A 25,063-nucleotide genomic window follows, 5' to 3' on the forward strand; every position below is an offset into this window, starting at 1 on the left:
CGACTTTGCTGTGGACGTCCGTTCGGACAGGCACATCATGCACGCGCAACCTGCGCGAAACAAGCAGTCCAACCAAGATTTTCTGCGCAGTCCGCGCAACTAGCCGTTTTGAGCCTGTCTGACATGCTCCGGTACCCCGCCGCCAGGCCGTAGGGTCGTCGTGCCCGAGACCGGCGTGACGGTCGTCACCGCCGCCCACCACCCGTTCACCGCCGGAAGGAGTCGCCCGTGTCGGCGCCCTCTCCCCGCACGCAGCAGGCGCTGCGGCAGCGGAACCTGTCCCTGGCCCTGCGCGCCGTGGCCGCCGGGGGCCCGCTGTCGCGCGCGGCCGTGGCGGCGCGGATCGGGATGACGCGGGCGGGGGTCGCCGCCGTGGTGGACGAGTTGCTGCGGGCGGGGCTGCTGGTGGAGCTGGGCCCCGGCCGCCCGGGCACGGTGGGCAGGCCCGGCAGCGCGCTCGCGCTCAACGACCGCGGGCCGTGCGGCCTCGGCGCCGAGATCGGCGTGGACCACCTCGCGGTCTGCGCGGTGGACCTGAGCGGCCGGGTGAGGGCACGGGTCGCCGCCGACGCCGCGAACCGGCACCACCCGCCGGGTCCTGTGCTGGCGCGGCTCGCCGGGCTGATCGAGGAGGTCGTGGCGGAGGTGCGGGGCGAGGGCCTGACGCCGACCGGGCTGACGGTCGCCGTCCCCGGCCTGATCGCGCGCGACGAGTCGACCGTCGTACGGGCCCCCAACCTCGGCTGGCAGGGCGTCGACCTCGGCCCCCTCCTCCCGGCCGCCCCGCCCGCCCGCGTCGGCAACGAGGCCAACCTCGGCGCGCTGGCGGAACAGCGCCTGGAGGGCACCGCGGCGGAGCCGCCCGTCACCGGGGAGGACGGCGAGCCGGGCACGGTGGATCAGCCGGGCACGGCGGAGCAGCCGGCCACCGCGCTCCCGGCCGGGGACGGCGGCTCCCCCGCTCCCGGAGACCGCCGTTCCCCCGGTCCCGGGCGGAACTTCCTCTTCGTCTCCGCCGAGATCGGCATCGGCGCCGCCGTCGTCATGGACGGCGAACTGCTGCGCGGGGCGCACGGGTTCGCCGGGGAGCTGGGCCATGTGCCCGTACGCCCCCAGGGCCGGCCGTGCGCCTGCGGCGGGCGCGGCTGCCTGGAGCAGTACGCCGGCGAGGAGGCCGTGCTGCGGGCCTCCGGCATCGACCCGGCGCGGGCCCGCGCCGAGCACCCGGGCCCCGGCGGGCGGATCGCCATGCTCGCCGCCCGCGCCGCCGAGGGCGACGCCCTGGTCCGCACGGCACTGCGCGAGGCGGGCGGCGCGCTGGGCATCGCGCTCGCCGGGGCCGTGAACCTCCTCGACCCGGAGACCGTCGTGCTGGGCGGCGCGCTCGCAGGGCTCGGGCCCTGGGTGGTGCCCGCGGTCGAGCGCGAGCTGGGCCGCCGGCTCGCCGACCCGGCCCGTACCGTACGGCTGACCGTCTCGGCGCTCGGCGCGGAGGGGCCGCTGCTCGGCGCCGCGCTGAGCGAGGTCGACGCCGTGATGGAGGCGCCGGGCGCGGTCGCCGCCGGCTGACCCGTGCGCACCGGGCGCCTCCCGCGTACCGCCGCCCCCGACCACCGCCTTTGGTGCGCCCATTGGCATATCCGGCCATGTCTTGGCAGCGGGCCTGACGTGTCCTCATGATGGATTCCGGACTGTCATGTACGCGCAAATGTCCCTCCGCTGTCAGGAGCCCCATGGACTTCGCGAACCTCCCCCGCAGGCGGCTCATCCAGGGCGCCGCCGCCACCGCCGCCGCGGCCGGCCTCGGCGGCCTCGCCGCCACCCCCGCACAGGCGGCGCAGTACCCCCCGACGCACTGGATACCGGCGGACCGGTCCAACTACACGGTCTCCAGCCGCCCGACCGCGTACCCGCTGGACTTCGTGGTCGTGCACGTGACCCAGGAGTACTTCCAGGACGCCGTGGACATCTTCCAGAACCCCAGCCGCGACGTCTCCTCGCACTACCTCATCGCCTCGGCCGACGGCTACATCGCCCAGCTCGTCCGGGAGAAGGACGTCGCCTGGCACGCCGGCAACTGGAACTACAACACCCGCAGCATCGGCATCGAGCACGAGGGCTGGGTGGACAAGCCGGCCTGGTTCACGGACGTGATGTACCGGCAGTCGGCGCAACTGACCGCCGCCATCTGCACCCGCTACGGCATCCCGCGCACCCGCGACCACATCATCGGCCACAACGAGGTCCCCGGCGCCACCCACACCGACCCCGGCCCCAACTGGAACTGGACGAAGTACATGGGGCTGGTACGGGCCGCCTGACGCGCGGCGCCGGGCCCACGAGCACCCGGTGGGCGGCTCAGGGGTGTTGCCGCTCACCGGGTCCCCTTTTCCGTAAAGGCCAATGCACTTCTTGCATACCGCTTGCATGATGTGGGAATCTGCCATCGCCTGAGCCCGTTGCCGAAGCAGGGATGGTGAGCATGGCCCGCATCGCCGATGTCCGCGTCTACGCGCTCAAGTTGCCGCACGACGAGGCGTATCTGGGCCGGCTCGACGACGGCAGCGACCTCACCGAGGACCGCGGGTACGTGGTGCGCGAGCCCTGGCGCAGCCTGTACTCCGCCCGCTTCGAGACCCTGCTCGTCCGCATCGCCGCCGACGACGGCGCCGAGGGCTGGGGCGAGGCGCTCGCGCCGGTCGGCCCCGAGGTGCCGGGCCAGGCCGTCGCCACGCTGCTGCGCCCCGCACTGCTCGGCGCCCCCGCCGGCGCCGTACGCCCCGCCTGGCACCGGCTGCGCGACCTGATGCGCGAGCGCGGCCACCTGACGGGCCATCAGGCCGACGCGCTCGCCGCGGTCGACATCGCCCTGTGGGACCTCGCCGGACGCCGCGCCGGCCTGCCCGTCGCCGAGCTGCTGGGCGGCGCCTTCCGCGCCGTCCAGCCCGCCTACGTCTCCGGGCTGCCCCGCGACACCGACGCCGAGCGCGCGAAGCTCGCCGCCGAGTGGGCCGGGCGCGGCGCGTACCGGATCAAGCTGCACCTCGGCCGCGGCGTCGAGGCCGACCTCGCCACCGTCGACGCCGTACTAGCCGCCGACGAGCGGCTGCGCGTCGCCGTCGACGCGCACTGGGCGTACGGGCCCGCGGAAGCCGCACGCCTCGGCCGGGAGTTGCAGCGCCGCCGCCGGGTGCTGTTCCTGGAGGCGCCGCTGGCCCCCGAGGACGTCGAGGGCCACCGCGACCTGCAGCGCCGCCTCGACCTCCCGGTCGCGGTCGGCGAAGCCCTGCGCAACCGCTACGAGTTCGCCCACTGGCTCGGCCGCCGCGCCCTGGCCCTGGCCCAGCCCGACGCCGGCCGCACGGGCCTCACCGAGGCGATGGCGATCGCCGAGCTGGCCGCCGCCCACCACGTCCCCGTCGCCCCGCACCACTCCACGGGCCTCGGCGTCGCCACCGCCGCGGGGCTGCACTTCGCCGCCGCGGTCGCCGCCATGCCGTACTTCGAGTACCAGCCCACCACCTGGCAGGTCGCGAGCCGCATCCTGCGCACCCCGCTCGCCGGCGGCCCGGATACCGGCATCCCGTTGCCCGCGGGGCCGGGGCTGGGCGTGGAGGTGGACGCGGAGTCCGTCGTACGGCACGCGCAGGAGATCACCGGGTGAGGGACGCCGGGACCGGCCCGCCCGGCCGCCTCCCGGCAGCCCCCGCCCCGCATACCCACCCCGATCCGGCCCGCCCCGGCAAGGCGGCACCCGCCGCCCCACCGCGCGGCGCGGCGGCCGGGCGAACGAAAGGACCCCAGCATGAGCCGGCCCGTACGAGGTCTCGTCCCCGTCCTCGCGACCCCCTTCCACCCGGACGGGAGCCTCGACCGCCCCTCGCTGCGCCGGCTCACCGCGTTCCAACTGCTGGCCGGCGCCGACGGGGTGGCGGTCTTCGGCATGGCCAGCGAGGGCTTCGCGCTCACCGCCGCGGACCGGGACGCGGTCCTCGCGGACGTACGGGACGTGGTCGCCGGCGCCGTGCCGGTGGTGGCCGGGGTCAGCCCGACGAGCCTGGCGACGGCGCTGGAGCAGTGCGGGCAGGCCGTCGCGGGCGGCGCGGACGCGCTGATGGTGCTGCCGCCCTATCTCGCGAAGCCCGGCCCGCAGCAGCTCGTCGACTTCTACGGCGCGCTCGGCGAGCGCGGCGGGGCGCCGGTCATGGTGCAGGACGCCGCCGCGACGACGGGGGTGGCGATGCCGGTGCCGCTGATCACGGAGTTCGGCAAGCTCGAAGGGGTCGACTCGGTGAAGGTCGAGTCGGCGCCGACCGTGCCGAAGATCGCGGAGACGGTGGCGGCGGCCCCGGCCGGGTTCGACGTGCTCGGCGGGCAGAACGCCTTCTTCCTGCCGGAGGAGCTGGCCGCGGGAGCGGTGGGGACGATGCCGGCGTGCGAGTTCACCGACGCGCTGCGGCCGGTGCTGGACGCGTGGGCGGCGGGGCGGACCGCGGAGGCGCACGGGGCGTACGAACGGCTGCTGCCGCTGATCCGGTTCGGCATGCAGGCGGGGTTCGCCTGGGCGGTGCACAAGGAGGTGCTGGTGCGGCGCGGGCTGATCGACTCCGCGGCGGTGCGGCTGCCGGCGAAGGGGCTGCCGGAGGCGCTGCGGGGGCAGTTGGACGGGATCCTGGAGCGGCTGGCGCTGCCGCCGGTGGCTGCGGGCGGGGCCCGGTGAGCGGGGTCCAGGACGGGGGCGGGGGCGGGGGCTCGGCAGCGCCCGGCGGCAGCGGGCCGGCGCGCGGGGTGCTCGTCGTCGGGGGCGACTCGGCGATCGGGCGCGCGGTGGCCGACGCCTTCGCGGCGGGCGGCGACCGGGTCGCCGGCTGCGGTCTCACGGACTGCGCGCACCCGGCGTACGCGGCGTACGTCGCCGCCGACTGCGCGGACCCCGCCGGGGCCGCCAGGTGCGTGGCGTCGGCGGCCCAGGCGCTGGGGCGACTGGACGTCGTGGTACTGGCCGCGGCGGCGCAGCCGGTGGCGCGGGCCGCCGAGACCACCGACGCGCAGTGGCGGCTGGCCCAGTCCGCCACGCTGGACACGGCGTTCTACGTCGCCCGCGCGGCGCTCCCCCGGCTCCGGTCGGGCTCCGCGATCGTCGCCGTCACCTCGGTGAACGCCTTCCTCGCCGCGCCCGGGCTGCCCGGCTACGCGGCGGCGAAGGCCGGCGTCGAGGGCCTGGTGCGCCAACTCGCCCTGGATTACGGCCCGCGGGGCGTCCGCGTCAACGCGGTGGCGCCCGGCATGATCGGCACCCCGCCGCTGGCGCACGTCGCCGAGGGCTACCCCCTGGGCCGTACGGGCACCCCGCGGGAGGTCGCGGCGGCCGTGCACTTCCTGGCCTCCGCCGCGGCCTCGTTCATCACGGGCGCGGTGCTGCCGGTGGACGGCGGCCTCAGCATCTCCTCCCCCGCCGCCTGGCTCCGCCCGGACCTCCGGGAGCGCTTCCTGTAGCCGGGATCCCGCATGCGCGTCGCCCGCTCCGGGGGTCCCGGCCCGTCCCCTCCAGGCACCGGGCCGGGACACCGCAACGGGTCTCCCCGTTCAGCCCGTCGACACCTCCGTCCCCGCCGAGGCCGTCTCGCCCGCCCCGCGCACCGCCACCGCACGCACCCGGTGCGCCGTGCCGTCGGCCGGCCCGGTGACATCGCCGAGGCTCACGGACAGCCGCAGGGCGCCGTCGTCGTGCCGCTCCAGCGTGGCGCCGACCCGGCCGCCGGGGGCGGTGACCGGCCAGCGTCCTGCCACCGGGGACGACCCCGTCCCGGCGGGACCCGCGGGCGCAGCGGGCACGGCGGGAGCCGGCGCCGCCGGGACGAGGAGCACGAAGGCGAGGAGCGCGACGAGCGCCGTCAGCGGCGCGGCTCCCGGCCTCACCGGCGTACGAACTTCACCGCGTCGGCGTGCGCGCAGCCCGTGCCGCTCGCAGCGAGCGACACCGACGCGCTCTCGCCGGCCTGGTAGGGCTGCGTGCCCAGCGAGACCCAGCCGGGGCTGCCGGAGCGCTCGTCGAGCGTGCGGGTGGTGACGGCGCCGGCGTTGTCCAGGGTCACCTTCGCCGCCGGGTCGCCGCCGGTGGCGGAGACGGACTTGCGGAGGAACACCTCGTACGAACCGGCCGCCCGCAGCCGGGGCCGCCACGTCGCCTCGGCGCCCGCCGCGCAGCCGTAGGAGACGGCCGAGTCCTTCGTCCAGCCGGTGAGTGAACTGGGCTGCCAGGTGCCGGTGGTGGAGTAGCCGTAGGCGGCGGCGCCGTCGTTGTCGACGTAGTAGTCGCGCTGCCAGTAGCGGACGTAGTCGAAGGAGGCGGCCGAGGGCAGCTTGCCCGCGTCGGGCAGCGCGCCGGTGGCGATGCTGGTGAGCCAGACGGCGGTGTAGTCGTGCATCCACTGGCCGGGGGTGTACGGGGCCGTGTACTTCAGGGCGCCGTCGAGGTAGAACCTGGCGCCGGTTTCGGACCAGTCGATGCCGTAGGTGTGCCACTGCCTGAGGTCGAGACCGGTGTCGTACGTCCCGGAGCCGTAGGTGACCGGGCCGTGGACGCCGCTGCCCACCCAGCCGTGCACGTTGTGCGAGGTCCTGGTGGGGTTGACCGAGTCGGTCTCGAAGCCGTCGATCTCGGTGCGCTGTTCGGCGGGGAAGGTGGTGCTGCCGTCGCCGGCCTGGAGCCAGAAGGCGGTGTGCCAGCCCGCGCCGTCATTGATCCTGGCGCGGGTCTCGTAGTAGCCGTAGCGCAGGTGCTTCCTGGAGATGACGCCGCCGCCGGTGAACTGCTTGCCGGCGTGGTCCTCCTTCTTCAGCGCGATGTGCAGGGCGCCGCCGGACTGGGTGACGTTCTGGGGGCGCTGGGCGCTGTTGGCCTTCACGTCGGTGCGGAAGTTCCACTTGGCGGTGTCGACGGCGGCGGCGCCGAACTCGTCGCCGAAGACCTGGGTCCAGCCGGTCCCTGGCGGTTCCGCGGCGGGTGCGGCCGGGGACACCGGGGCGGCGGGGGCCGCCGGGACCACGGCGGCGGGCGGGACCGCGGCGGCGGGCGGGGCGAGCGCGAGCAGGGGCAGGGCGGTGGCGGCGGCGAGCGCCGCCGCGAGGGGGGTGGCGCGGGGCATCTGACGTCCTTCCGGTCACGTCGGCGTACGGGCTACTCGGCGAGGTCGAGCGCGACGACCGCGATGCCGTGGGGCTTCAGCGCCACGGTGAAGCGCGGCGCGTCCGCGGCGGTGAGGCGGCCGGAGACGGCGCGGATGCCGGTGACGGTGCGCGGTCCTTCGGGGTGTGCCAGCGCCGGGTCGACGGTCACGGTCGCGGTCAGCGGCCGGGCGCTGCTGTTCAGCACCAGCGCGAAGAGCCGGCCGCCGTCGGTGGCCAGCGCGCCGAGGGTCTCCGCGTGCGGGGTGTCGGCGGTCAGCAGCCGCGGCGGGATGCGCAGCGTCGCGGGGGTGCCGTGGACGCGGCCGGGGGCGAAGCCGTAGGTGAGCTGGCCGCCGACCTTGGGTGTGAAGTAGCCGCGGGGGAAGCTGATCCGGTCGCCGCTGCGGGTGCGTACCTCCTCCAGGAGGTAGTCCAGGATCCAGCCGATCTGCCACCAGGCGTGGTGCGGGAAGGAGCCGATGCCGCCGGTGAAGCTCACCCAGTAGTACGAGTGCACGCCCGGCGCCTCGGCGACGAAGGCGTCGCGGCCCAGGGCGGCGGCGCGGGCCATGTCGCGGAAGAGCGGGTCGCCGGTCAGGCGGTGGATGCGCAGATAGGTGCCGGCGAAGCTGGAGAGCAGGATGGGGCCGTTGCCCGGGGCGCTGGCGTTCTGCTCCTTCTGCAGGCCGAGTTGGGTGAGCTGCCACGCCTCGTAGGTGGCGCCGGCCCGGGTGCGCGGCTCGGTCGACGGGGCGGGGTGGGTGTAGATCCACGTGGTGTGGAGGCGGGCGGTCTCGATGGCGGCGTCGCGGTAGCGGCGCTCGCCGGTGGCGTCCGCGAGGTCGAGCAGGCCCTGGATGCCCTGGGAGAGGGACAGGTCCATGCGGAAGCCGGAGTCGCCGGTGGAGCCGAGGTAGCGGGCGCGCTCGACGGCGTGGGTGACGTACCAGTCGGCGCCGCGCACCGCGCCGTCGAGGTAGCGCCGGTCGCCGAGGGCGTGGTGGGCGACGAGCAGCCCGTACCAGGTGGGCCGCAGGTCCTCGGTCAGGTGCGGGTACGTGACCGCGTACGGCGGCTCCTTGTCGGTGGCGACCTCCCAGGAGCCGTCCGGCTTCTGGGCGTCGGCGAGGTGGTCGGCGGCGAGCCGGATGCGGCCCTTCAGCTCGGCGTCGCCGGGCTGGAAGAGCAGGATGTGCGCGAGGTCGGTGATGACGTAGTACGCGGTGGCCAGCGGCTCGACGTAGTCGGCGATCTCGGCGTTCGGGTTGCCCTCCTCGACGAAGCGGTCCGACTTGAAGAGGAAGTACTGGCCCTTCAGCGCCCCGCGGTAGTGGCCGTCGGCGGTCTGCTGCTGGGCGAGCTTGAAGTTGCGCACGTACGGCAGCCGGTCGCGTTCCAGCAGCGCGTCGGAGGTGGCGGCGGCCAGGCCCCACATGGCGCCGATGTCGGAGTTCTTCATCGCGTCGTTCTCGGCGCCCTGGACGAAGCCGTTGTACTTCTGCGCGCCGATGGTGGTGCCCTCGTACTCGTCGGTGAGCCACTGGGACAGCACCGGGTCGGCGATGTACGTGCCCTGGATGCGGGCGAGGCGCTCGGTGAGGGCGTGCTTGTTGGCGGCGAGTTCGAGGTACCGGCCGAAGCCGTAGACGTCGGTGGCGGCGTGCCGCAGCGCCTCGAACCAGTCGGCGTCGGTGAGGGTGAAGCGGAAGTCGAGGACCCGGCGGTCGCCCGCGGTGCAGCGGGAGTCGGCGCGGCCGAGGATGGGCCGGGCGAGGTGCGGGGTGAGGCGGCCTTCACGGTCGCGGGTGGACAGGGCCAGGCGTACGTCGCGGTGGGTGACGCGGTCCGCGGCGTACGGGTCGCGGGCCATGCCCGGTTCGGCGACGACGGCGAGGGTGAGCCCTTCGGTGGTGCTGAGGACCGGGGCGAGGGTGGTGGCGAGGTCGTCGTAGAAGAGGTGCGGCACGGCGGGCAGGCCGTGGCCGTACTCGGCGGCCATGCGCAGGTCGGGGTTGGCCTCGTGGCCGTACCAGCCGCCGGGGACGCAGCCGAAGGCGAGGTCCTGCTCGGGCAGGGCGCACAGGGTGGGGGTGCGCAGGCTGACCCAGCCGTCCTGGGCGGCGGTCCAGGTGAGGGTGACGCGGACGTCGCGGGGGTGGCGGCCGTCGATGCGCCAGCGGGCTTCGAGGGTGCCGAGGGGGTGGGTGTGGCGGAAGACGACGGCCTTGTTCCGGGAGGTGCCCTCGACGGCGGCTTCCGCGGGGAGGAAGGCGTGGTGGGTGCCGGCCTCCTCGCGGCGGACCTGCTGGGCGTCGGGCGGTTCCGCGCCGGCGTGGTGGGTGAGGCCGTACTCGCCGAGGGCGCCGGGGAGTTCACGCCAGCCGCGGCGGGTGCGGGCGCGTACCCGGACGGCGCGCCAGCCGGCGTCGGTGCGGCCCCAGGTGAGGCGGACGCGGTCGCCGTCGAGGTGCAGGGTGTCCGGGCCCGCGTCCCGGTCCACGGCGGCGGCAACCGCGCCTGCCTGGGCTGACGTTGCCACGGCGGTGACTCCCGCGGCCTTGACGAAGCTCCGGCGGCTGGGCATCGATGACACGCTCCCCACTGGTGCAACTGACATCCGTAATACAGGAAGAGTGTCCACATGCTGCACGGCCGTCAACCCCCGCCGCACGAGAAAACCGGTCGCCATCGTCCGCCCGGATCGGGGCCGTTGCTGCAGAAGCACGGCCACAAGGGTTGACGCCGTCGCAATATGTGGGCAACGATCCCGCATGTTGCAAAGCAGATTCACTGGAGTCGCGGATGGCATCGGATCAGGGCAACAACCAGAGCGTGGAGCGCGCGGTGGCCGTGCTCGCGGTTTTCCAGAACGGCCACCCGGAGCTGCGGGTCTCCGACGTCGTACGCATCACCGGCCTCGGCACCTCGACCACCTCCCGGCTGCTGGCCACCCTGGAGTCGCTCGACTACGTCGAACGTGACGCCGTCAGCGGCCTGTACCGGCTCGGCACCGCACCCATCACCCTGGGCGGCGTCGCCGTCAACCACCACCCCGTCCACCGCGAGGCACGCCAGCTCGCGCAGGAGCTGGCCGCCCGACTCGGCCTCGGCGCCAACGTCGCCATCCGGCACGGCGCCGCGCTCTTCTACCTGCTCAACTTCGAGGGCAGGCTGGCCCCGAGATCCACCGTGCTCACCGGCCAGCGCAAGCCGCTGCACGCCACCGGGCTCGGCAAGTGCCTGCTGCTGGGCCTGGCCCCGCAGCGCCGCCGCGAACTGCTCCCCGAGGACGCGCTGCCCGGCTACACGCAGGCGACCCTCACCTCGCACGCCGCGCTCGACGCCGAACTGGAGGCCGTCGCCCGCCGCGGCTACGCCACCGAGGTCGAGGAGCTGGCGCACGGCCGCTCCTGCGTGGCCGCGCCGATCCGGGGCCGCTCCGGCGACATCGTCGCCGCCATCTCCATCTCCGGGCCGCTGTCCACCGTCGCGCTCGACCGGCGCGAGGAGGAGCTGTCCCGCGCCGCGGTCGAGGCCGCCGACTCCGTGAGCGTCGGCCTCGGTTACGTCGGCCCGCGCGCCGCGCCGCCGCCGAGAACCGGCGAAGGGCGCGGCCACGGACCCGGGAACGGGAACGGCCATCCGCGCGAGCCCGAGAGGAGCCGGCCGTGACGCCCCCGTCCGCCTCACCGAAGCAGGCCGCCCCCGCGCCCCCCGCCACCCCTGCACCGGCCCGCGCCGCCAGGCCCGCCAAGCGCGAGGGCCAGCGGCTGTCGAACGGCGCCTTCGCCTTCCTCCTCACCGTGCCGGGCCTGGCGCTCTTCGCGGCGATCGTCTTCTACCCGCTCGTCGCCTCCCTCGTCACCGGCTTCTTCGACCAGGATCTGCGGCTGCCGGGGCGGACGTTCGTCGGCCTGGACAACTACGCCGACGTGCTCGACCGCGACTTCTGGCCGGTGCTGGAGAACACCCTCGTCTTCACCGTCGGCGCCACCCTCGCGCCGTTCGCCGTCGGGTTCGCCCTCGCGCTGGCGCTGAACACCGGCCTCAGGGGCAGCGGGTTCCTGCGCGGGCTCTTCCTCTTCCCCTGGGTGATCCCCGGCGTCGTGGTGTCATTCCTCTGGATGTGGATCTTCAATGCGAACTACGGGGTCCTCAACGGCGCGTTGCTGGAGCTGGGCTTCATCGACGAGAGCGTCTCGTGGCTCGGTGAGCCGACCACTGCCATGGTCGCGGTGATCGTCACCAAGACCTGGGCGAGCTTCCCGTGGATGATGGTCATGATGCTGGCCGGTCTGCAGACCGTGCCGCGCGAGCTGCACGAGGCGGCGGCCGTGGACGGGGCGGGGGCCGTGCGCCGGTTCCGCGCCGTCACCTGGCCGGGAGTGCGAGGCGTCGCCGCGATCGTGCTCCTGCTGGAGTTCATCTGGAACTTCCAGCACTTCGACACCATCTACGTCCTCACCGGCGGCGGCCCCGCCGGGGCCACGGAGACCTTCGCGGTCGCCGTCTACCAGGACGCCTTCAAGGGCTTCGACCTCGGCCACGCGGCCGCGCTCGGCGGGTTGTGGATGCTGCTGCTCCTGGTCCTCGTCGGGGTGTACCTCAAGACCTCCGAGCGGGAGGACAAGCACTCGTGACCACCGCCCAGTTCACCACCGCCGACGGCGCCTCCCCCAAGGCACCGCCCGCCGGCCCGCCCGGGACCCCCGCCGGGAGCCGCCGGGCTCCCCGGAAGCCCCGCCGCCGCCCCGACCAGGTCCGCTCCTCCGTCGCCGCATGGGCCGCGGTCGGCGTCATCGGGCTGTTCGGCCTGCTGCCGATGTACTGGATGCTGGTCACCGCGCTCAGCCCGCCGGGCCAGGCGTTCCGCTTCCCGCCGCGGTTCTTCCCCACCGAGATCACGTTCGCGCACTTCCGGGCGTTCGCGGAGAACGACAAGCTCTTCGACTACATGGTCAACAGCGTGATCGTGGCCGGGGTCACCGCGCTGCTGAGCGTGGTGGTCTCCACGTACATGGGCTACTCGTTCTCCAAGTTCCGCTACCGCGGCCGCAAGTCGCTGATGAACTTCGTGCTCGCCTCCCAGATGTTCCCGCAGGCGCTGCTGCTGATCACGCTGTACGCGGTGTTCCGCCAGTTCGACCTGCTCGGCACGTACACGGCGCTGATCCTGTCCTTCACCACGTTCACCATGCCGCTGTGCGTGTGGATGCTGAAGGGCATCTTCGACACCGTGCCCGACGCGCTGCTGGAGGCGGCGGCCATCGACGGCGCGTCCCGCTGGCGCACCCTGCACAGCATCGTCGCGCCGCTGGCCGCGCCCGGGATGGTCGCGGCCGGCCTGTTCGCGTTCGTCCGCGGCTGGAACGACTTCATCTTCGCGCTGACGCTGTCGGGCGACGACACGATGACGCTGCCGCCGGGCCTGGTGAACACCTACATCGGCGAGTTCCAGACGGCCTGGCCGGCGCTGATGGCGGCGTCGCTGATCGTCTCGGTCCCGGTGGTCGTCGCGTTCATGTTCCTGCAGCGGTACCTCGTCGGAGGGCTGACCGCCGGAGCCGTCAAGAGCTGACCGGCGCCGCCCGGTCCCGTACGCTTCCCAACTTCCAAGGAGACGGCATGTCCCGCCACGCACTTCCACGCCGCGACACCCTCAGACTGCTGGGCCTGGGCACCCTCGGGCTCGCCGTGCCCGGCGCCCTGGCCGCCTGCGCCCCCTCCGGGGGCGGCTCGGGCGACGGCGGCGACGCCGACGCCAAGAAGTTCGGCTTCACCTCCTGGGCCCTCAACGAGGAGGCCAGCAAGCCCGTCGTGGAGGGGCTCATCACCGCCTGGGAGAAGGCCGGGAAGGTGGAGGTCTCCACGACGGAGTATCCGTACAACGAGTATCTGAAGCAGTTGACGCTGAAGCTGAGCAGCGGGGAGATCAGCGGCGCGGTGCAGTTGGACATCGCGTGGCTGGCGGCGGTGGCGCAGATGGGCACGCTGCTCGACCTGGGGGACGCGGCGGCCGGGGCGGGCTATACGGACGTGGCGCTGCAGAGCGGGCAGTACGAGGGCGTGCAGTACGGGCTGCCGTGGACGACGGGCTCCATCGGGCTGATCGGCAATCAGAAGCTGCTGGACGAGGCCGGGATCCGCCGGCTGCCGGGCACGATCGCGGAGTTCGAGGACGCGCTGCGGGCGCTGAAGGACCTGGGCGGCGGGGTGACGCCGTACGCGGCGGCGACGAAGGTGGAGCAGCTCAAGGACATCTTCCCGTGGATGCAGACCTTCGGCTGCCCGATCATGGCGGACGGCGAGGTGGCGATAGGCGACGACGCGTCGGTGGACGCCGTGGAGTGGTTCAAGAAGCTCTACGACGAGAAGCTGATCGCCAAGGCGGTGGACCGCTTCGACGCCCGCGCGCTGTTCGCGCAGGGCAAGGTGGGCTTCTACGACGACGCGCTGGTCGGCAAGGGCGCGACGCTGGCGGAGGCGGCGGACGTGTCGCTGGCGGAGGCGATGGTCGCGGTGCCGCGGCCGGTGCTGAAGAAAGGCGACGACCCGCAGGCGCTGCTGTGGGGGCACGTCATCGTGGTGACGAAGGGCGAGGGTTCGGCCGCGGCGACGGACTTCGCCGTGCACACCACCTCCGACCGGGCCACGGTCGTCGACTACTTCGGGAAGCTGGCGCTGCCGCCGACGACGGCGGAGGGCCTCGCGGCGCCGGAGGTGGCGTCGGACACGTTCACCACGGAGTGGACGGAGAAGATCACGGCGACCGCGACGCCCGGCCCGTTCTGGACGTACGCGAACAACGCGCAGATCGAGGAGGCGGTCGCCAAGCAGGTGCAGGCGGTGCTGGTGGGCGACTCCTCGGCGAAGGACGCGATGCGGACGGCCGGCGAGGACGTCGCCCGCCTGATCGAGGAGTGAGCGTGCGCACAGGTGTCAGAGCGCGCGCGGTGCGCCGTACGCTGCTGCCCGCGCTGCCGCTCGCGTTGCTCCCGGCGCTGCTGCCGCCCGCGCAGGCCGCGCAGCCGGCGGACGCGGGGCGGGGCGCCGGGGTCGCGGGGGTGGCGGGTTCCGCGGGGAGCCCGGCGGGGTACCGCGTCACCGAGCGGGGGCGCGGCCTGGTCGTCACGGGCGCGACGTACCGGATGACGATCGCGGAGGACGGCTTCCGCTACGGCTTCGAGCGGCGCGACGGCACGGCCGTGGCACCGCCGCACGCCGTGTCCGGACTGCGGGTGAAGAGCCCGGGGGACGCGGAGTTCGCGGACGCGGAGTCCGCCCGGCTCGTCACGGCGGGCCGGTCGGCGGCGGTGCTGGACCTGCGGCTCGCCGGCGGCGGCTCGGCGCGCGTCGTGCTGCGTCCGCGGGCCCGCTCGGTGGCCGTGGCGGTGACCGGGCTGCCCGCGTCGAGCACCGTAGACCTGCGCACGGGGCACGTCGGCCCGGCGTACGGGCTCGGCGACCACGGCTCGTTCGGGGACGGCCGGCCGGAGACCGGCACGCCGTGCAGCGGCAAGGTGGAGGCACGCCCGCGGGCGGAGCTGACCGGGCTGGTCCTGGACAACCTCACCAACCAGGGCTCGTGCAAGCGCTTCGTCTCCACCTTCGCGGTCTTTCCGAGGCAGAGCTTCGCCGAAGTGCTGTTCGCCGAGGGGCAGAAGCGCGTCGGCCTGACGGAGACGGAGAACCGGCTGGGGGTGGCGGGCGCCGAAGGCGTCGACGGGCTGCACTACTTCCTCGGCACGGACGTCAAGCAGCTCTACGCCGACTACCGCGGGGCCCGGCACGCCGCCGGCTACGCGGACGTACGGCCGCGGCCGCGGATGTTCGAACTCGGCTGGGAGGCGTACGGGGCGCTGGGCTGGAACACGTACCAGTCGTCGGTGGAAGAGACGGTGCGCGACTTCCTCGACCACGGCTATCCGCTGGGCTGGGGCGTGGTCGGCTCCGGCTTCTGGCCGGGTGAGCGCGGCAATCCGGCGGAGGGCACCACGAACTCCTTCGGGATGTGGGACGACACGGCGGAGGAGGGCCGCGACGACGGGCTGCCCAACCCCCGCTATCCGGACCCGGATGCGCTGAAGCGGCTCTTCGCGGGCAACGACGTGGCGCTCCTCCTCGGCGCCCGCAACAACTTCAAGGCCGCGAAGGACGACGGCGGCAACCACAACCCGGTCACCGACGCCGGGTTCATGGAGGAGGCCAGGCGCAAGGGCTACCTGCTGGCCGGCCCGGACGGCGAGCCGGTGAAGGTCACCAGGGCGCAGTTCCCCTCCGGCGCCTCGTACGTGCTGGACGGCCGCAATCCGGAGGCCGTCGACTGGTACGTGGCGCAGACCCGCACGTGGGGCGTGGACGGCTGGAAGGAGGACACCATGCTCTACAGCCCCGACCTGTGGCGCGACGGCAACTGGAACGCGCTGCTGAAGGCGCTGCACGACGCCGGGGACGCGGTGATGGTGCGCAACACCGCCTATTCGCTGCCCGGCGACTGGGCCCGGATCAACGACACGATCTACGGCACCGGCGCGGTCTACCACGAGGACCCCGACCGGATGCCGGTGAACCTGCTGAACATCGCGGCCAGCGGCTACGGCAACCTCTACCCGGACTTCGTCGGCGGCACCCCCGGCAAGGCGGAGCCGACGGACCCGGCGTACCGCGCGTACTTCGCCCGCAACGTGCAGTTCAACGCGCTCACCCCGGTGCTCGGCTTCGGCCAGGGGCCGTGGCGGTTCGGCGACGACGTGGCCGCGGACGCCAGGAAGCTGGCGCTGTGGCACGACTCGCTGCACCCGTACATCTACGACGCGGTTCTCGACGGGCACGCCTCCGGCTTCCCGTACGCGATGACGCCGCTGCACCTGGCGTATCCGGCGGACGAGCGGACGTACGGGCTGGTCGACGAGGCGACCCGGCGCTACGAGTGGATGCTCGGTGAGTCGCTGCTGGCCGCCCCGGTGTGGGGGTCGGACTTCGCGACGGCGACCGGGCGTGACGTGTACCTGCCGGCGGGGACGTGGATCGACGTCAACACCGGTGAGCGGCACGAGGGCCCGGTGACGCTCACGGACCACGAGGTGGCCCGGGGCGACGTGCCGGCGTTCGTGGGCGGGAAGGGCGTGCTGGTGCGCCGCGTGGAGGCGGGTTCCTCGGACCGGCTTGAGGCACAGGTATTCCCGGTGACGCGGGATTCGGTGTACAGCTACGGTGACGGGAAGCGCACGTCCAGGATCGTGAACGCGAACGCCGGCTGGCACGCGAAGTCGCTGAAGGTGCTGGACACGACCACAGGACGCGCGGTCGACTTCTCCGTGGACCCCGTCACCGGCGCGGTCGGGTTCCCGCTGCGCGCGGGGCACGACTACCGGCTGGTGGGCGGGAGGTCGTGAGCGTCCGCGGGTGAAGCGGGCGGTCGTCGCCGTCGAGGGTTCGGCCGACGCCCGCCGGAGCCCGGTCCCGAGGCCCGCACCCCGGGACCGGGCTCACCTGTGTCCCGGGTACGGAACCGGCGTACGGGCCCGGGGGCGTTCCGCGGCTCAGAGCGCGGCGGGGCGGGCGTGGGCGAGGTAGCCGAGTCCGGTGGAGATCTGGTCGGCGTACTCGACGGTCCTGGCGGCGAGCGTGTCCTGGCGGGCGGTCAGGTCCATGGCGGACAGCGAGCCGGAGACGGACAGCGCGGCGACGACCGCGCCCGAGCGGTCGCGTACGGGTGCGGCGAGGCAGGCGCGGCCGAAGGCCAGCTCCTCGACCTCGGTGGCGTAGCCGCGGGCGCGGGTCTCGGCCAGGGCGTCGAGCAGCCCGGGGAGGCCGGTGAGGGTCCTGCGGGTGTACGCGGGGTAGTCGGGGCCCATGAGGTCGCGGACCTCGTCCTCGGCGAGCCCGGAGAGCAGCGCCTTGCCCATGGCGGTGGCGTGCAGCGGGGCGGAGCGGCCGGTGAGGGTGAAGGTCCGCGGGGCGAGGGGGCCTTCGAAGTGGCAGAGGTAGAACATGCGGTCGCCGTGGCGTTCGGCGACGTTGGCGCCGAGGCCGAGTTCGTGGGCGAGGTTCTGGGCGACCTGGCGGGCGGCGCGGTGGACGCTGGACTGGTTCAGCGCGACGCCGGCGAGTTCGACGACCTTGGGGCCGATGCGGTGCAGGCCGCTGCGCTCGTCCCGGACGAGATAGCCGAGCGACTCCAGGGCGGCCACGAGCCGGGAGACCGTGGACTGCCCGAGGCCGCTCAGCTCGACCAGCTCGGCGATGCGGCGCTCGGGCTGCTCGTCGGTGAAGTACGACAGCAGTGACAGGGCGCGCTCCACGCTCTGCGTGCCCGACGCGGTGCCTCCCGTTGCCGCCATCGCGACCTCCGTTCCCGGTCCCGGCCCCCGTTCCCCTGGCGGGAAGATGGCTCATCCAGATAGCGGATGTTACATGGACGGACGGGTCCGGGTGCGCGGAACCCGTTACGGGTCGGGGGTGCCGTAGGAGACGAGGGTGGTCGGGACCATGGTCCGGCGCTCCGGCGGCGCGGGGGTCGCGTCCGTACCGGCGGCCGCGCGCTCGCCGAGGCGGGCGAGGAGCAGGCGTCCGGCCTCGCGGCCGAGTTCGTCGGTGTCGTACGCGACGAGGGTGAGCGGAAGCCCGAGGGTGTCGGCCATCTCGAAGTCGTCGAACCCGGCGAGGGCGGTGGCGGTGCCGGCCTCGCGGATGGCGCGGAAGGCGCCGATGGTGTTGCGGTTGTTGGAGCAGAACAGCGCGGTCGGCGGCTCCGGCAGGGCGAGCAGCGCGGCGGCGGCACGGGCGGCCTCCGCGGTCTGCTGCTGCCCCTGCCGTATGTACGTGCCGTCGGCGGGCAGCCCGGCGGCGGCGAGGGCGGCGGCGTAGCCGCGGAGTCGCTCGGTGCCGGTGTAGACGGCGGGCGGGGAGCCGAGGAAGCCGATGCGCCGGTGCCCGGCGGCCAGCAGCCGTTCGGTCGCCGCGCGGGCGCCGCCGTAGTCGTCGACGAGGACGTGGTCGGCGGCGAACCCGACGGGCGGCCGGCTCGCCAGCACCACGGGCACGCCCTCGGCCGCGGCGGCGGCCAGGTGCCGCTGGTCGCCGCCCGCGGGGACGGCGACGATGCCGTCGACGCGGCGGGCGACGAGGTCCTCGACGAGGCTGCGTTCGGTGCCGGGGTCCTGGCCGGTGTTGCCGATGACGGCTTTCAGCCCGTGCTGGGCGACGACGGCGTCGACGCCGAGGGCGAGCCGGGAGTAGAAGGGGTTGGCGAGGTTGGTGACGACGAGGCCGACGAGCCCGGTGCCGCTGCCGAGGCGGAGGCTGCGGGCGACCTCGTTGCGCCGGTAGCCGAGTTCGGCGACGGCGGCGCGGACGCGGGCGGCGGTGGCGGGCAGCACCTTGGGGTCGTCGCGCAGCACGCGCGAGACCGTCATGGCGCTGACCGCGGCGCGCTCCGCGACGTCGCGCAGCGTGGGCTGCGCGTCCCGCGGAGCGGCCCCGCCGGCGGGCCCGGGCGTCATCCGGCACCCCCGGCGGCAGCGGCGGCGCCGATCAGCCCGGCGTCCTCACCGAGGAGGGCCCGCAGCAGCCGGCGGGTGCCCGGGGGCGGGCCGGCGGGGGCCGGTGGAGTCGGCGGACTGGGATCGGCGGGCGTGCGGCCCGTCTCCGGTGCCCCGCCGGGCTCGCCACCGGGCGGCGGCCGGCTTCCGGCCGCCAGGACGGATGGCGCGAAGTGGTCCTGTCCTGCCGGCCGGACGGCTCGCGACGAGTGGCCCGGTTCAGCCGGGTGGCCGGATTCCGCCGGGCGGTCACATCCGTCCGGCCGCCCGGGCCGCGACGGGCCGTCGCGGTCCGCCGGGCCCGGGTCCCCGCCGGCTCGCGTGCCGCGCCGCGGCGCGGCGGCCGCGTTGCCCACCGCGTCCTCCGCGGCCGGCCGCCAGCCGCCCGCCGCGAGTGCCGCGGTCAGAGGTGGGGCGACCAGGTCCCAGGACTCCGCCATGGACCCGCCGACGACCAGCGCCGTGGCACCGAACGCGACGAGCCGCGGGCCCAGTTCGGTGCCGAGCGCACCGAACGCAGCGTCGAGAACCCGGCGCGCCCGCTCCTCCCCCGCCCGCGCCCGTTCCGCGATCTCACGTACGTCGACGGCGACGTCCGCGCCGACGGGGGCGATCACGCCGTCCGCACCCTCCGGGCGGCCGCCGTAGGTCCCCGCCCGTCCCGGTCCGCCCGTGGCGCCCGGCCCTCTTCCGGAGCCCGGTCCTCTCCCGGCGCCGGTCCCCCCGGACACCGACCCGCCGCCGGCGCCCGCGGCGGCCGCGTACGCGGCGAGGATCGCCCGGCGGGACACCACCTCCTCCAGTGGTCTGCCGTCGATCCTGGCGAGGTCCATGCGGCCCTCCGGCGGCAGCCCCGGGCCAGTCGTGTGCAGGGTGCCGTCCGCGAGGAACGCGGAGCCGACGCCCGTGCCCAGGGTGATGCCCACCGCGCGGGTGTGGCCGCGGGCGGCGCCCGCGGCCCGCTCGCCGGCGAGGAAGGCGTGCGCGTCGTTGCGGAAGGCGATGCCCGACGGACTCCCCGGCAGTCCGTCGAGCAGCGCCGCCCGCACGTCCACCCCGTACAGCGACTCGAACTTGCCGACGTCCGCGAAGAGCGCGATGCCCGCCGCGTAGTCGAAGGGACCCGGCACCGCCACCCCCCACCGCGCGCCCGCCGGCGTCGCCGGCAGGGCGCGGGCGCAGCGCAGGACCGCGCCGAGGATGTCCTCGGCGCGGGCCCGCGCGTCCAGCGGACGCCGCACGCGGGTGGCGACGGCGGCGGTCCGCGGGGAGACCAGCGCGGCGGTGACGTGCGTGCCGCCGATCTCCAGGACGGGGATCAACGCTCGGCGGCCTTCCTGACGAGGGCCTTGACGACCCGCACGGGCCCGCCGCCCGCGGTGGCCACGAGCCGGTAGCCGCCGACCGCCGCGGGCACGGTCAGCGTCTCGGCGTAGGACAGCTCGTGGATGTCGCCGGCCGCGGTGTGCACGGTGACGCCGGCGCCCTCGGCCACGTTGAGGACGTGGAAGCGGCCCTCGGTGTCGTCGTCCGCCTCCGCCCCCTCGTCCAGGGTGTACCTCCTGACTTCGTAGAACATCTCGTCGAGCGCGCCGAGGAGTTCCTCGCGCCAGCCGGGGCCCGAGCGCAGTTCGCGCGGGTCCTGAACCAGTTCCTGGGCCACCGCCTCGCCGCGGCGCGCGGTGTCGAGGTTCGCCAGCCCGTGCTCGTACGGCATGGGCCGCGGCTTGCCGTCGGCGCCGGGCCGCAGCCAGTCGTAGAAGCGGAGGCTGTAGAGGTACGGCGTGGCGCTGATCTCCAGGACGAGGTTGCCGGCGCCGCTGGCGTGCGGCGTACCGGCGGGGATCATGAACAACTGCCCCTTCTCGCCCGGGAAGGCCAGCACGTGGTCCTCCGGGTCCATGGGCACCGCGTCGGTGATCGCCTTCTCGATCTCCTTGCGGAACTGCCCGGTGTCGGCGTCCTCGCGCAGCCCGAGGTACACCTTGGTCTCGGCGCTGCCGAGGGTCATGTAGTACGTCTCGTGCTGGGTGTACGGCCAGCCGAACCGCTCGCGCATGTACGCCTCGCGCGGGTGGCAGTGCAGCGACAGGTTGCCGCCGTCGACGGTGTCGAGGTAGTCGAAGCGGATCGGGAACGAGGTGCCGAAAGCCGCGTGCACCTCGGCGCCGAGCACGTCCTCGGGGGCGAGGACGCACATGAGCTGGAACGGCACCTCGGCCTGCGCGTCCGGTCCGGTGCCGATCAGGATGCCGGCCTCGGGGGCGATCAGCTCGTAGCCGAGGGCGGTGTTGGGTGCGTCGGGGGCGAAGCCCAGCTCGCGCTGGGCCCAGTGGCCGCCCCAGGGGGTGGAGTTGAAGTAGGGCCGGGTGCGTACGGGCCGGCGGGCGAGCGCGGCGAGGGTGGTGCGCAGCCCGTCGCCGTCGAGGTGGACGGGGTGGCCCGGGTCCTGGACGTCGAGCCAGCCGTCGATGCGGCGGGCCAGCGCGTCGCGGTGGCGGTCGAGCATGGGCCAGTCGACGTAGAACAGCCGCCGGTGGGCGGGGGCTTCACCGGGCAGGCCCAGGTTGGCGCCGGTGGTGCCGGCGGTGACGGCGGCCTCCGCGTACCGCTTGGGCACGTCGGCGTACCAGAGCAGGTCGTGCGGTACGACGGCGGCGCCGGGGCCGTAGACGAGCAGCAGCCCGGCGTCGGGGCGCCGCACGGCCGGCGGGGTGTCGAAGAGGTCGCCGAGGGGGTTCTCGGCGAGCGTGCAGTAGTGCGGGTCGGCGGCGTCCTCGGGCCGCTCGGTACGGCGTCTGACCTCGTCGGGCGGCGCGTAGTGGCGCCGTACGTCGAGGAGTGCCACGGGGGTGCCGCGGGCGGTGAGCTCGCGCCGGAGGCGGCCGGCGAGGGCGTCCCAGTCCGCGGACGGGGGTCCCTCGACGGCCACTACCGCCGGGCCGTGGGGGAGTTCCGCCGCCACCGCCCGCCAGCCGCTGGTGAGGACGGCCGGCGGGGCGGGTGCGTAGCGCGGGTCGAGCCGGTACACGCAGTCTCCTTCGGATGTGGTTCAGCGGCGCCGGAAGAGCACCGCGGTCGTGCCGAGGGCGGGGAGGTCGACGGTGACCTCTCCGTCCCGTAGCGGCAGGTCGTCTCCCGGGCGGCCGAGGTAGTCGGCGAGCCCGGCCCCGGTGACGGGGAAGAGGGCGCGTACGGGACAGGCCACGGGCTCCTCGGCGAAGGACTGCAGCCGCAGCAGCACGGCGCCTTCGCCGGCCTCGCCACCGGGGGTGGTGGCGCCGACGAGCCGGACCCGCGGGTCGCCGATCTCGGCGAACGCCAGCCCGTCGGTGGCCTCGGGGCCTTCGGCCCGCGGGGCCCGGGCCCGTACGGCGTGCAGCGGGCGGCTGAGTCCCGCGGCGGTGCGGGCGCCGAGGGAGCCGTGCGGGGTGGCGTCGTCCGTACCGCAGGCCAGGCTGTAGCGGAAGGTGAACTCGAAGCCCTGCTCGCTGGGGAAGTTGGTGTCCCACAGGTTGTTGTGGATCCAGGAGAAGACGGTGGCGGGCTCGTCCTGGCCCATCGTCTTGGGGAACGGCGCGTACGGCAGCGCGATGTTCCCGAACTGCACCAGCGGCGCGTCCTGGGTGGCCCAGGCGACGGCGAGCCCGTCGTCGGCGAGCGTCACCCAGCGGCGTACGGCCCGCATGTGCTGCGCGGAGCCGGGGATGACGGACAGGCCGGTGCCGGTGGCGCCGCCGGTGGCCTCCATCCGCACGGTGGGCGTCTCGAAGGCGAAGGGGAACGCGAAGTAGGCGCTCTCCTTGCCGAGGGTGGCGTCCTTGTCGACGCGGTTCTCGATGTCGAGGCGGGCGGCGCCGTACGGCAGCGTGAGCGTCGTACGCACCCGGTTGGCGCCGGCGGGACGGGTCTCGTAGGTGAGGGTCTCGCCGGTGGCGGTGGACGTGCGCGCGATGAGCGCGGCGGGCGGCGCGACGGAGCGGTTGCCGAGGTGCTCCAGGCGCTCGGAGCCGGTGGTGCGGCTGGAGTTGTGGTTGAAGCCGCCGGCGGTGGTGTAGCTGTCGTGGATGTAGGCGTTGAAGCCGGCGACGGCGTCGGCGCGGACGAGTTCGCGTCCCGTGGCCTTGTCGACGACGGAGGCGATGCAGGCGCGGGCGAGGTCGACGCGGACCGCGAGGTGCTCGTTCTCCAGCAGCGTCGGGTCGGCCTGGGCGTGTGCGGCGGCGGCCGTCTCGGCGGGGTCCTCCTTCTCGGTGCCGCCGGTGGGGTTCCAGCCGGTGGCGGCCTTCAGCACGGTGCTCTCGCCGTCGGCGGCCCCGTCCTCCGCGCCTTCCGCGACGACGTCGAGGCGTACGGATCCGGCGGCCGGCACGTCCGCGACGCACACCAGCAGGAACCTGCCCGCGTCCCGGTGGTCCTCGTTGACCTGCGCCTCCTCCTCGTGCCGCAGCTTCTCGCCGGTGCGGGCGTCGCGGACGGCGACGCGCTGCTCCAGCGGCAGGCTGCTCTCCGGCAGGAAGATCCGCACGACGTCGGTGCGCGCCCAGGAGCAGGTGTTGACGACGTGGTACGAGACGGCGTCGGGCGCGGCGGCGAGCCGCTGGCCGAGGCGGGCGCGGGCCCGGTCGAGCAGCGAGTTGCCGTCGTCGTACGCGCGCAGCGCCTGCCCGTACTTCCAGTGCCACTGCTCCTCGCCGCTGTGGCCGCCGTGGTCGCCGTGCGTCCAGGGGTCGCCGGCGCCCCAGGTGTGCTCGTCGAAGAGGGACACGGCCTCGTAGACGGGGGCCGCGTCCCGGCTGTCGTCGGCGGCGCCCGTGGCGCCCAGGATGCCGGCGAAGGTGCCGAGGGTCTGCGCGTCGGCGACGGTGGCCTGCGCGGTGCGGGCCAGGGACAGCGGGCGGGCGCCGGAGCCGACGCCGTCGACCCACCAGTCGGTCCAGTCGCCCTCGAAGGTGCGGATCTCGTCGCCGAGGCGGGCCTCGGCGTCGGTGAAGAAGTCCTCGTTGCGGGAGAGCCGGAGCTGCGGGTAGGCCCAGGTCTCGTTCCAGCGGCGGACGGTGTCGGCGATGATCCGCCGCGGCGGCGCGTTGTCGCCGAACTTGCCCTGCACGCGCAGGTGCAGGATGTCCCACGGGTACGGCTCGCGCTTGACGTCGGCCTGGTCCATGGCCCAGCCGAAGACGCCGCCGCGGTACGGGTACGGGTTGCTGGCCAGCGACGTCAGATACGCGGGCAGCAGGTCGTCGACGCTGTCGTAGTCGGTGTCGAAGCCGAGCAGCGGGCCCTCCATGTAGGCCAGGCCGTGCGGGGTGTCGGTGACCCAGACGAGGATGCTGTTGCCGCTGGGCGCGCGCCACCGGAAGAGCCGGGGCAGCTTCTCGCCGCCGACGAGGTGGGGCACGGACCGGCCGGCCCAGTTGTGCGCCACGGACAGGTACTTGACGCCCGCGGCGGCGAGCGCGTCGACGAGGCCGACGACGGCGCCCGGCACGTCGGTCTGCATCGCGGAGGTGAACTCGACGCCGTGCTCGTCGCGTACCTCGTCGGCGAGCCGCAGCAGTTCGTGCAGCTCGTCGGTGGAGCAGGTCTCGGTGTGCAGGTTGAACGGCATGGCGGTCAGCTCGATGCGGCCCTCGCGCACGCGCCGTACGAACTCCTCGACCTGCTCGGCGGGGCGGGCGTCGGCCCACTGCCGGAAGGACCACAGGGACTCCACGCACCAGCGGAACCGGGACTCGGCCGGCCAGTCGTCGGTGGCGCGGGTCAGCTCCAGACAGGAGTCGAGGAACGACAGGTGCTCGGCGAGGACGCGGCCCTGGGGGTCGGTGTAGCCGATGTCGAGGTGGGAGTGGTGGACCAGGTGCAGGGTCCACTGCCGCTGCGGGGTGAGGGTCAGCTCGATGCCGGCGTCGCCACCGGCGCCGCCACCGGCATCGGCGGTCAGGCCGACGGTGACGCGGGTGGCGGTGTCGACGGCGGGCAGCAGCAGGCGTACGGACCCGCCGGGGCCCGCTTCCGGCACGACGGGCAGCGCCGCGCCGGATGCGGTCCGTACGGCGAAGCCGGTGGCGGGGCCGGTGGCCAGCTCCGCGGGCAGGGCGCCGCCGGTGGCCTCGACGCGCAGGCTCTGCAGCAGCCCCCCGCCCTCGGCGTGCTTGAGCAGCGGCTCCTGGGTCAGGCGCAGGGCGGTGCCGCCGAGGCTGCCCTCGGCGGTGACGACGCTGCTGCGCAGGCTGTCGCGGATGCGGTCGTTGTCCCAGTCGGTGGTCTTGACGAGGGCCCGAGTGGTCATGCGGTGGTCTCCGTACTCTCCCGCGGTGGTGCGGGCGGTGAAGCGGGCGGGTTCGTGG

At 74.6% G+C, this 25,063-nt stretch carries 17 protein-coding genes and 1 pseudogene; 10 read left to right on the plus strand and 8 right to left on the minus strand.

Annotated features, from left to right (window positions below):
• The first annotated feature begins 228 nt into the window (after window positions 1-228).
• The 5 genes from ACFYVJ_RS04600 (at window position 229) to ACFYVJ_RS04620 (ending at window position 5,496) form a co-directional block, all read left to right on the plus strand.
• Window positions 229-1,569: an ROK family protein gene (locus tag ACFYVJ_RS04600; protein ID WP_388886571.1), complete on the plus strand. Its 1,341-nt coding sequence runs from the start codon at window positions 229-231 to the stop codon at window positions 1,567-1,569.
• A 164-nt stretch (window positions 1,570-1,733) separates the two neighbouring features.
• Entirely contained in the window at window positions 1,734-2,321 is a 588-nt protein-coding gene (locus ACFYVJ_RS04605) for an N-acetylmuramoyl-L-alanine amidase (RefSeq protein WP_388886572.1), read from the plus strand.
• A gap of 161 nt (window positions 2,322-2,482) precedes the next feature.
• On the plus strand, window positions 2,483-3,664 hold the full coding sequence (locus ACFYVJ_RS04610) for a mandelate racemase/muconate lactonizing enzyme family protein (RefSeq protein WP_388886573.1): 1,182 nt from the start codon (window positions 2,483-2,485) through the stop codon (window positions 3,662-3,664).
• A gap of 141 nt (window positions 3,665-3,805) precedes the next feature.
• Window positions 3,806-4,720, plus strand: coding sequence for a dihydrodipicolinate synthase family protein (locus ACFYVJ_RS04615; protein WP_388886574.1), 915 nt, complete (start codon window positions 3,806-3,808; stop codon window positions 4,718-4,720).
• Window positions 4,717-5,496 carry an SDR family NAD(P)-dependent oxidoreductase gene (locus tag ACFYVJ_RS04620; protein ID WP_388886576.1) on the plus strand — a complete coding sequence of 260 codons (780 nt, stop codon included), beginning with the start codon at window positions 4,717-4,719 and terminating at the stop codon, window positions 5,494-5,496. Before ACFYVJ_RS04615 ends, ACFYVJ_RS04620 begins: the two co-directional genes overlap by 4 nt.
• A 90-nt stretch (window positions 5,497-5,586) precedes the next feature.
• Here the strand turns inward: ACFYVJ_RS04620 and ACFYVJ_RS04625 are convergent, their stop codons facing one another.
• Genes ACFYVJ_RS04625 through ACFYVJ_RS04635 form a run of 3 tightly spaced genes read right to left on the minus strand, consistent with a single transcriptional unit; the run spans window position 5,587 to window position 9,709 of the window.
• Window positions 5,587-5,919, minus strand: a complete 333-nt coding sequence (locus ACFYVJ_RS04625; protein ID WP_388886577.1) for a hypothetical protein — start codon at window positions 5,917-5,919, stop codon at window positions 5,587-5,589.
• On the minus strand, window positions 5,916-7,148 hold the full coding sequence (locus ACFYVJ_RS04630; RefSeq protein WP_388886578.1) for a family 16 glycosylhydrolase: 1,233 nt from the start codon (window positions 7,146-7,148) through the stop codon (window positions 5,916-5,918). The genes ACFYVJ_RS04625 and ACFYVJ_RS04630 overlap by 4 nt, the downstream gene beginning before the upstream one ends.
• A gap of 32 nt (window positions 7,149-7,180) precedes the next feature.
• Entirely contained in the window at window positions 7,181-9,709 is a 2,529-nt protein-coding gene (locus ACFYVJ_RS04635) for a hypothetical protein (protein ID WP_388886579.1), read from the minus strand.
• A gap of 263 nt (window positions 9,710-9,972) precedes the next feature.
• Here ACFYVJ_RS04635 and ACFYVJ_RS04640 point away from each other — a divergent pair, with 263 nt between their 5' ends.
• Genes ACFYVJ_RS04640 through ACFYVJ_RS04660 form a run of 5 tightly spaced genes read left to right on the plus strand, consistent with a single transcriptional unit; the run spans window position 9,973 to window position 16,565 of the window.
• On the plus strand, window positions 9,973-10,842 hold the full coding sequence (locus ACFYVJ_RS04640) for an IclR family transcriptional regulator (RefSeq protein WP_388886581.1): 870 nt from the start codon (window positions 9,973-9,975) through the stop codon (window positions 10,840-10,842).
• Window positions 10,839-11,810, plus strand: coding sequence for a carbohydrate ABC transporter permease (locus tag ACFYVJ_RS04645; protein WP_388886583.1), 972 nt, complete (start codon window positions 10,839-10,841; stop codon window positions 11,808-11,810). The genes ACFYVJ_RS04640 and ACFYVJ_RS04645 overlap by 4 nt, the downstream gene beginning before the upstream one ends.
• Window positions 11,807-12,748, plus strand: coding sequence for a carbohydrate ABC transporter permease (locus ACFYVJ_RS04650; protein ID WP_388886585.1), 942 nt, complete (start codon window positions 11,807-11,809; stop codon window positions 12,746-12,748). The genes ACFYVJ_RS04645 and ACFYVJ_RS04650 overlap by 4 nt, the downstream gene beginning before the upstream one ends.
• 47 nt (window positions 12,749-12,795) lie before the next feature.
• Entirely contained in the window at window positions 12,796-14,094 is a 1,299-nt protein-coding gene (locus ACFYVJ_RS04655) for an extracellular solute-binding protein (protein ID WP_388886587.1), read from the plus strand.
• Window positions 14,095-14,096: 2 nt separating this feature from the next.
• Window positions 14,097-16,565, plus strand: coding sequence for a hypothetical protein (locus tag ACFYVJ_RS04660; protein ID WP_388886589.1), 2,469 nt, complete (start codon window positions 14,097-14,099; stop codon window positions 16,563-16,565).
• A 147-nt stretch (window positions 16,566-16,712) separates the two neighbouring features.
• Here the strand turns inward: ACFYVJ_RS04660 and ACFYVJ_RS04665 are convergent, their stop codons facing one another.
• From ACFYVJ_RS04665 to ACFYVJ_RS04685, 5 genes and pseudogenes are all read right to left on the minus strand, one after another.
• A complete protein-coding gene (locus ACFYVJ_RS04665; RefSeq protein WP_388886591.1) occupies window positions 16,713-17,513 on the minus strand; it encodes an IclR family transcriptional regulator in 801 nt (266 codons plus the stop codon).
• Window positions 17,514-17,618: 105 nt separating this feature from the next.
• A complete protein-coding gene (locus ACFYVJ_RS04670; protein WP_388886592.1) occupies window positions 17,619-18,674 on the minus strand; it encodes a LacI family DNA-binding transcriptional regulator in 1,056 nt (351 codons plus the stop codon).
• Between the two features lie 410 nt (window positions 18,675-19,084).
• A pseudogene (locus ACFYVJ_RS04675) lies at window positions 19,085-20,035 on the minus strand (ROK family protein); the annotation flags it as partial.
• A complete protein-coding gene (locus ACFYVJ_RS04680) occupies window positions 20,032-21,744 on the minus strand; it encodes a class I mannose-6-phosphate isomerase (protein WP_388886593.1) in 1,713 nt (570 codons plus the stop codon). The pseudogene ACFYVJ_RS04675 and the gene ACFYVJ_RS04680, both read right to left, overlap by 4 nt.
• 21 nt (window positions 21,745-21,765) lie before the next feature.
• Window positions 21,766-25,005 (minus strand): alpha-mannosidase, encoded by a 3,240-nt coding sequence (locus ACFYVJ_RS04685; RefSeq protein WP_388886594.1) that lies wholly within the window; start codon window positions 25,003-25,005, stop codon window positions 21,766-21,768.
• Window positions 25,006-25,063: the final 58 nt, after the last annotated feature.

This window comes from Streptomyces sp. NPDC004134 (assembly GCF_042874195.1).
Taxonomy (GTDB): Bacteria; Actinomycetota; Actinomycetes; order Streptomycetales; family Streptomycetaceae; genus Streptomyces.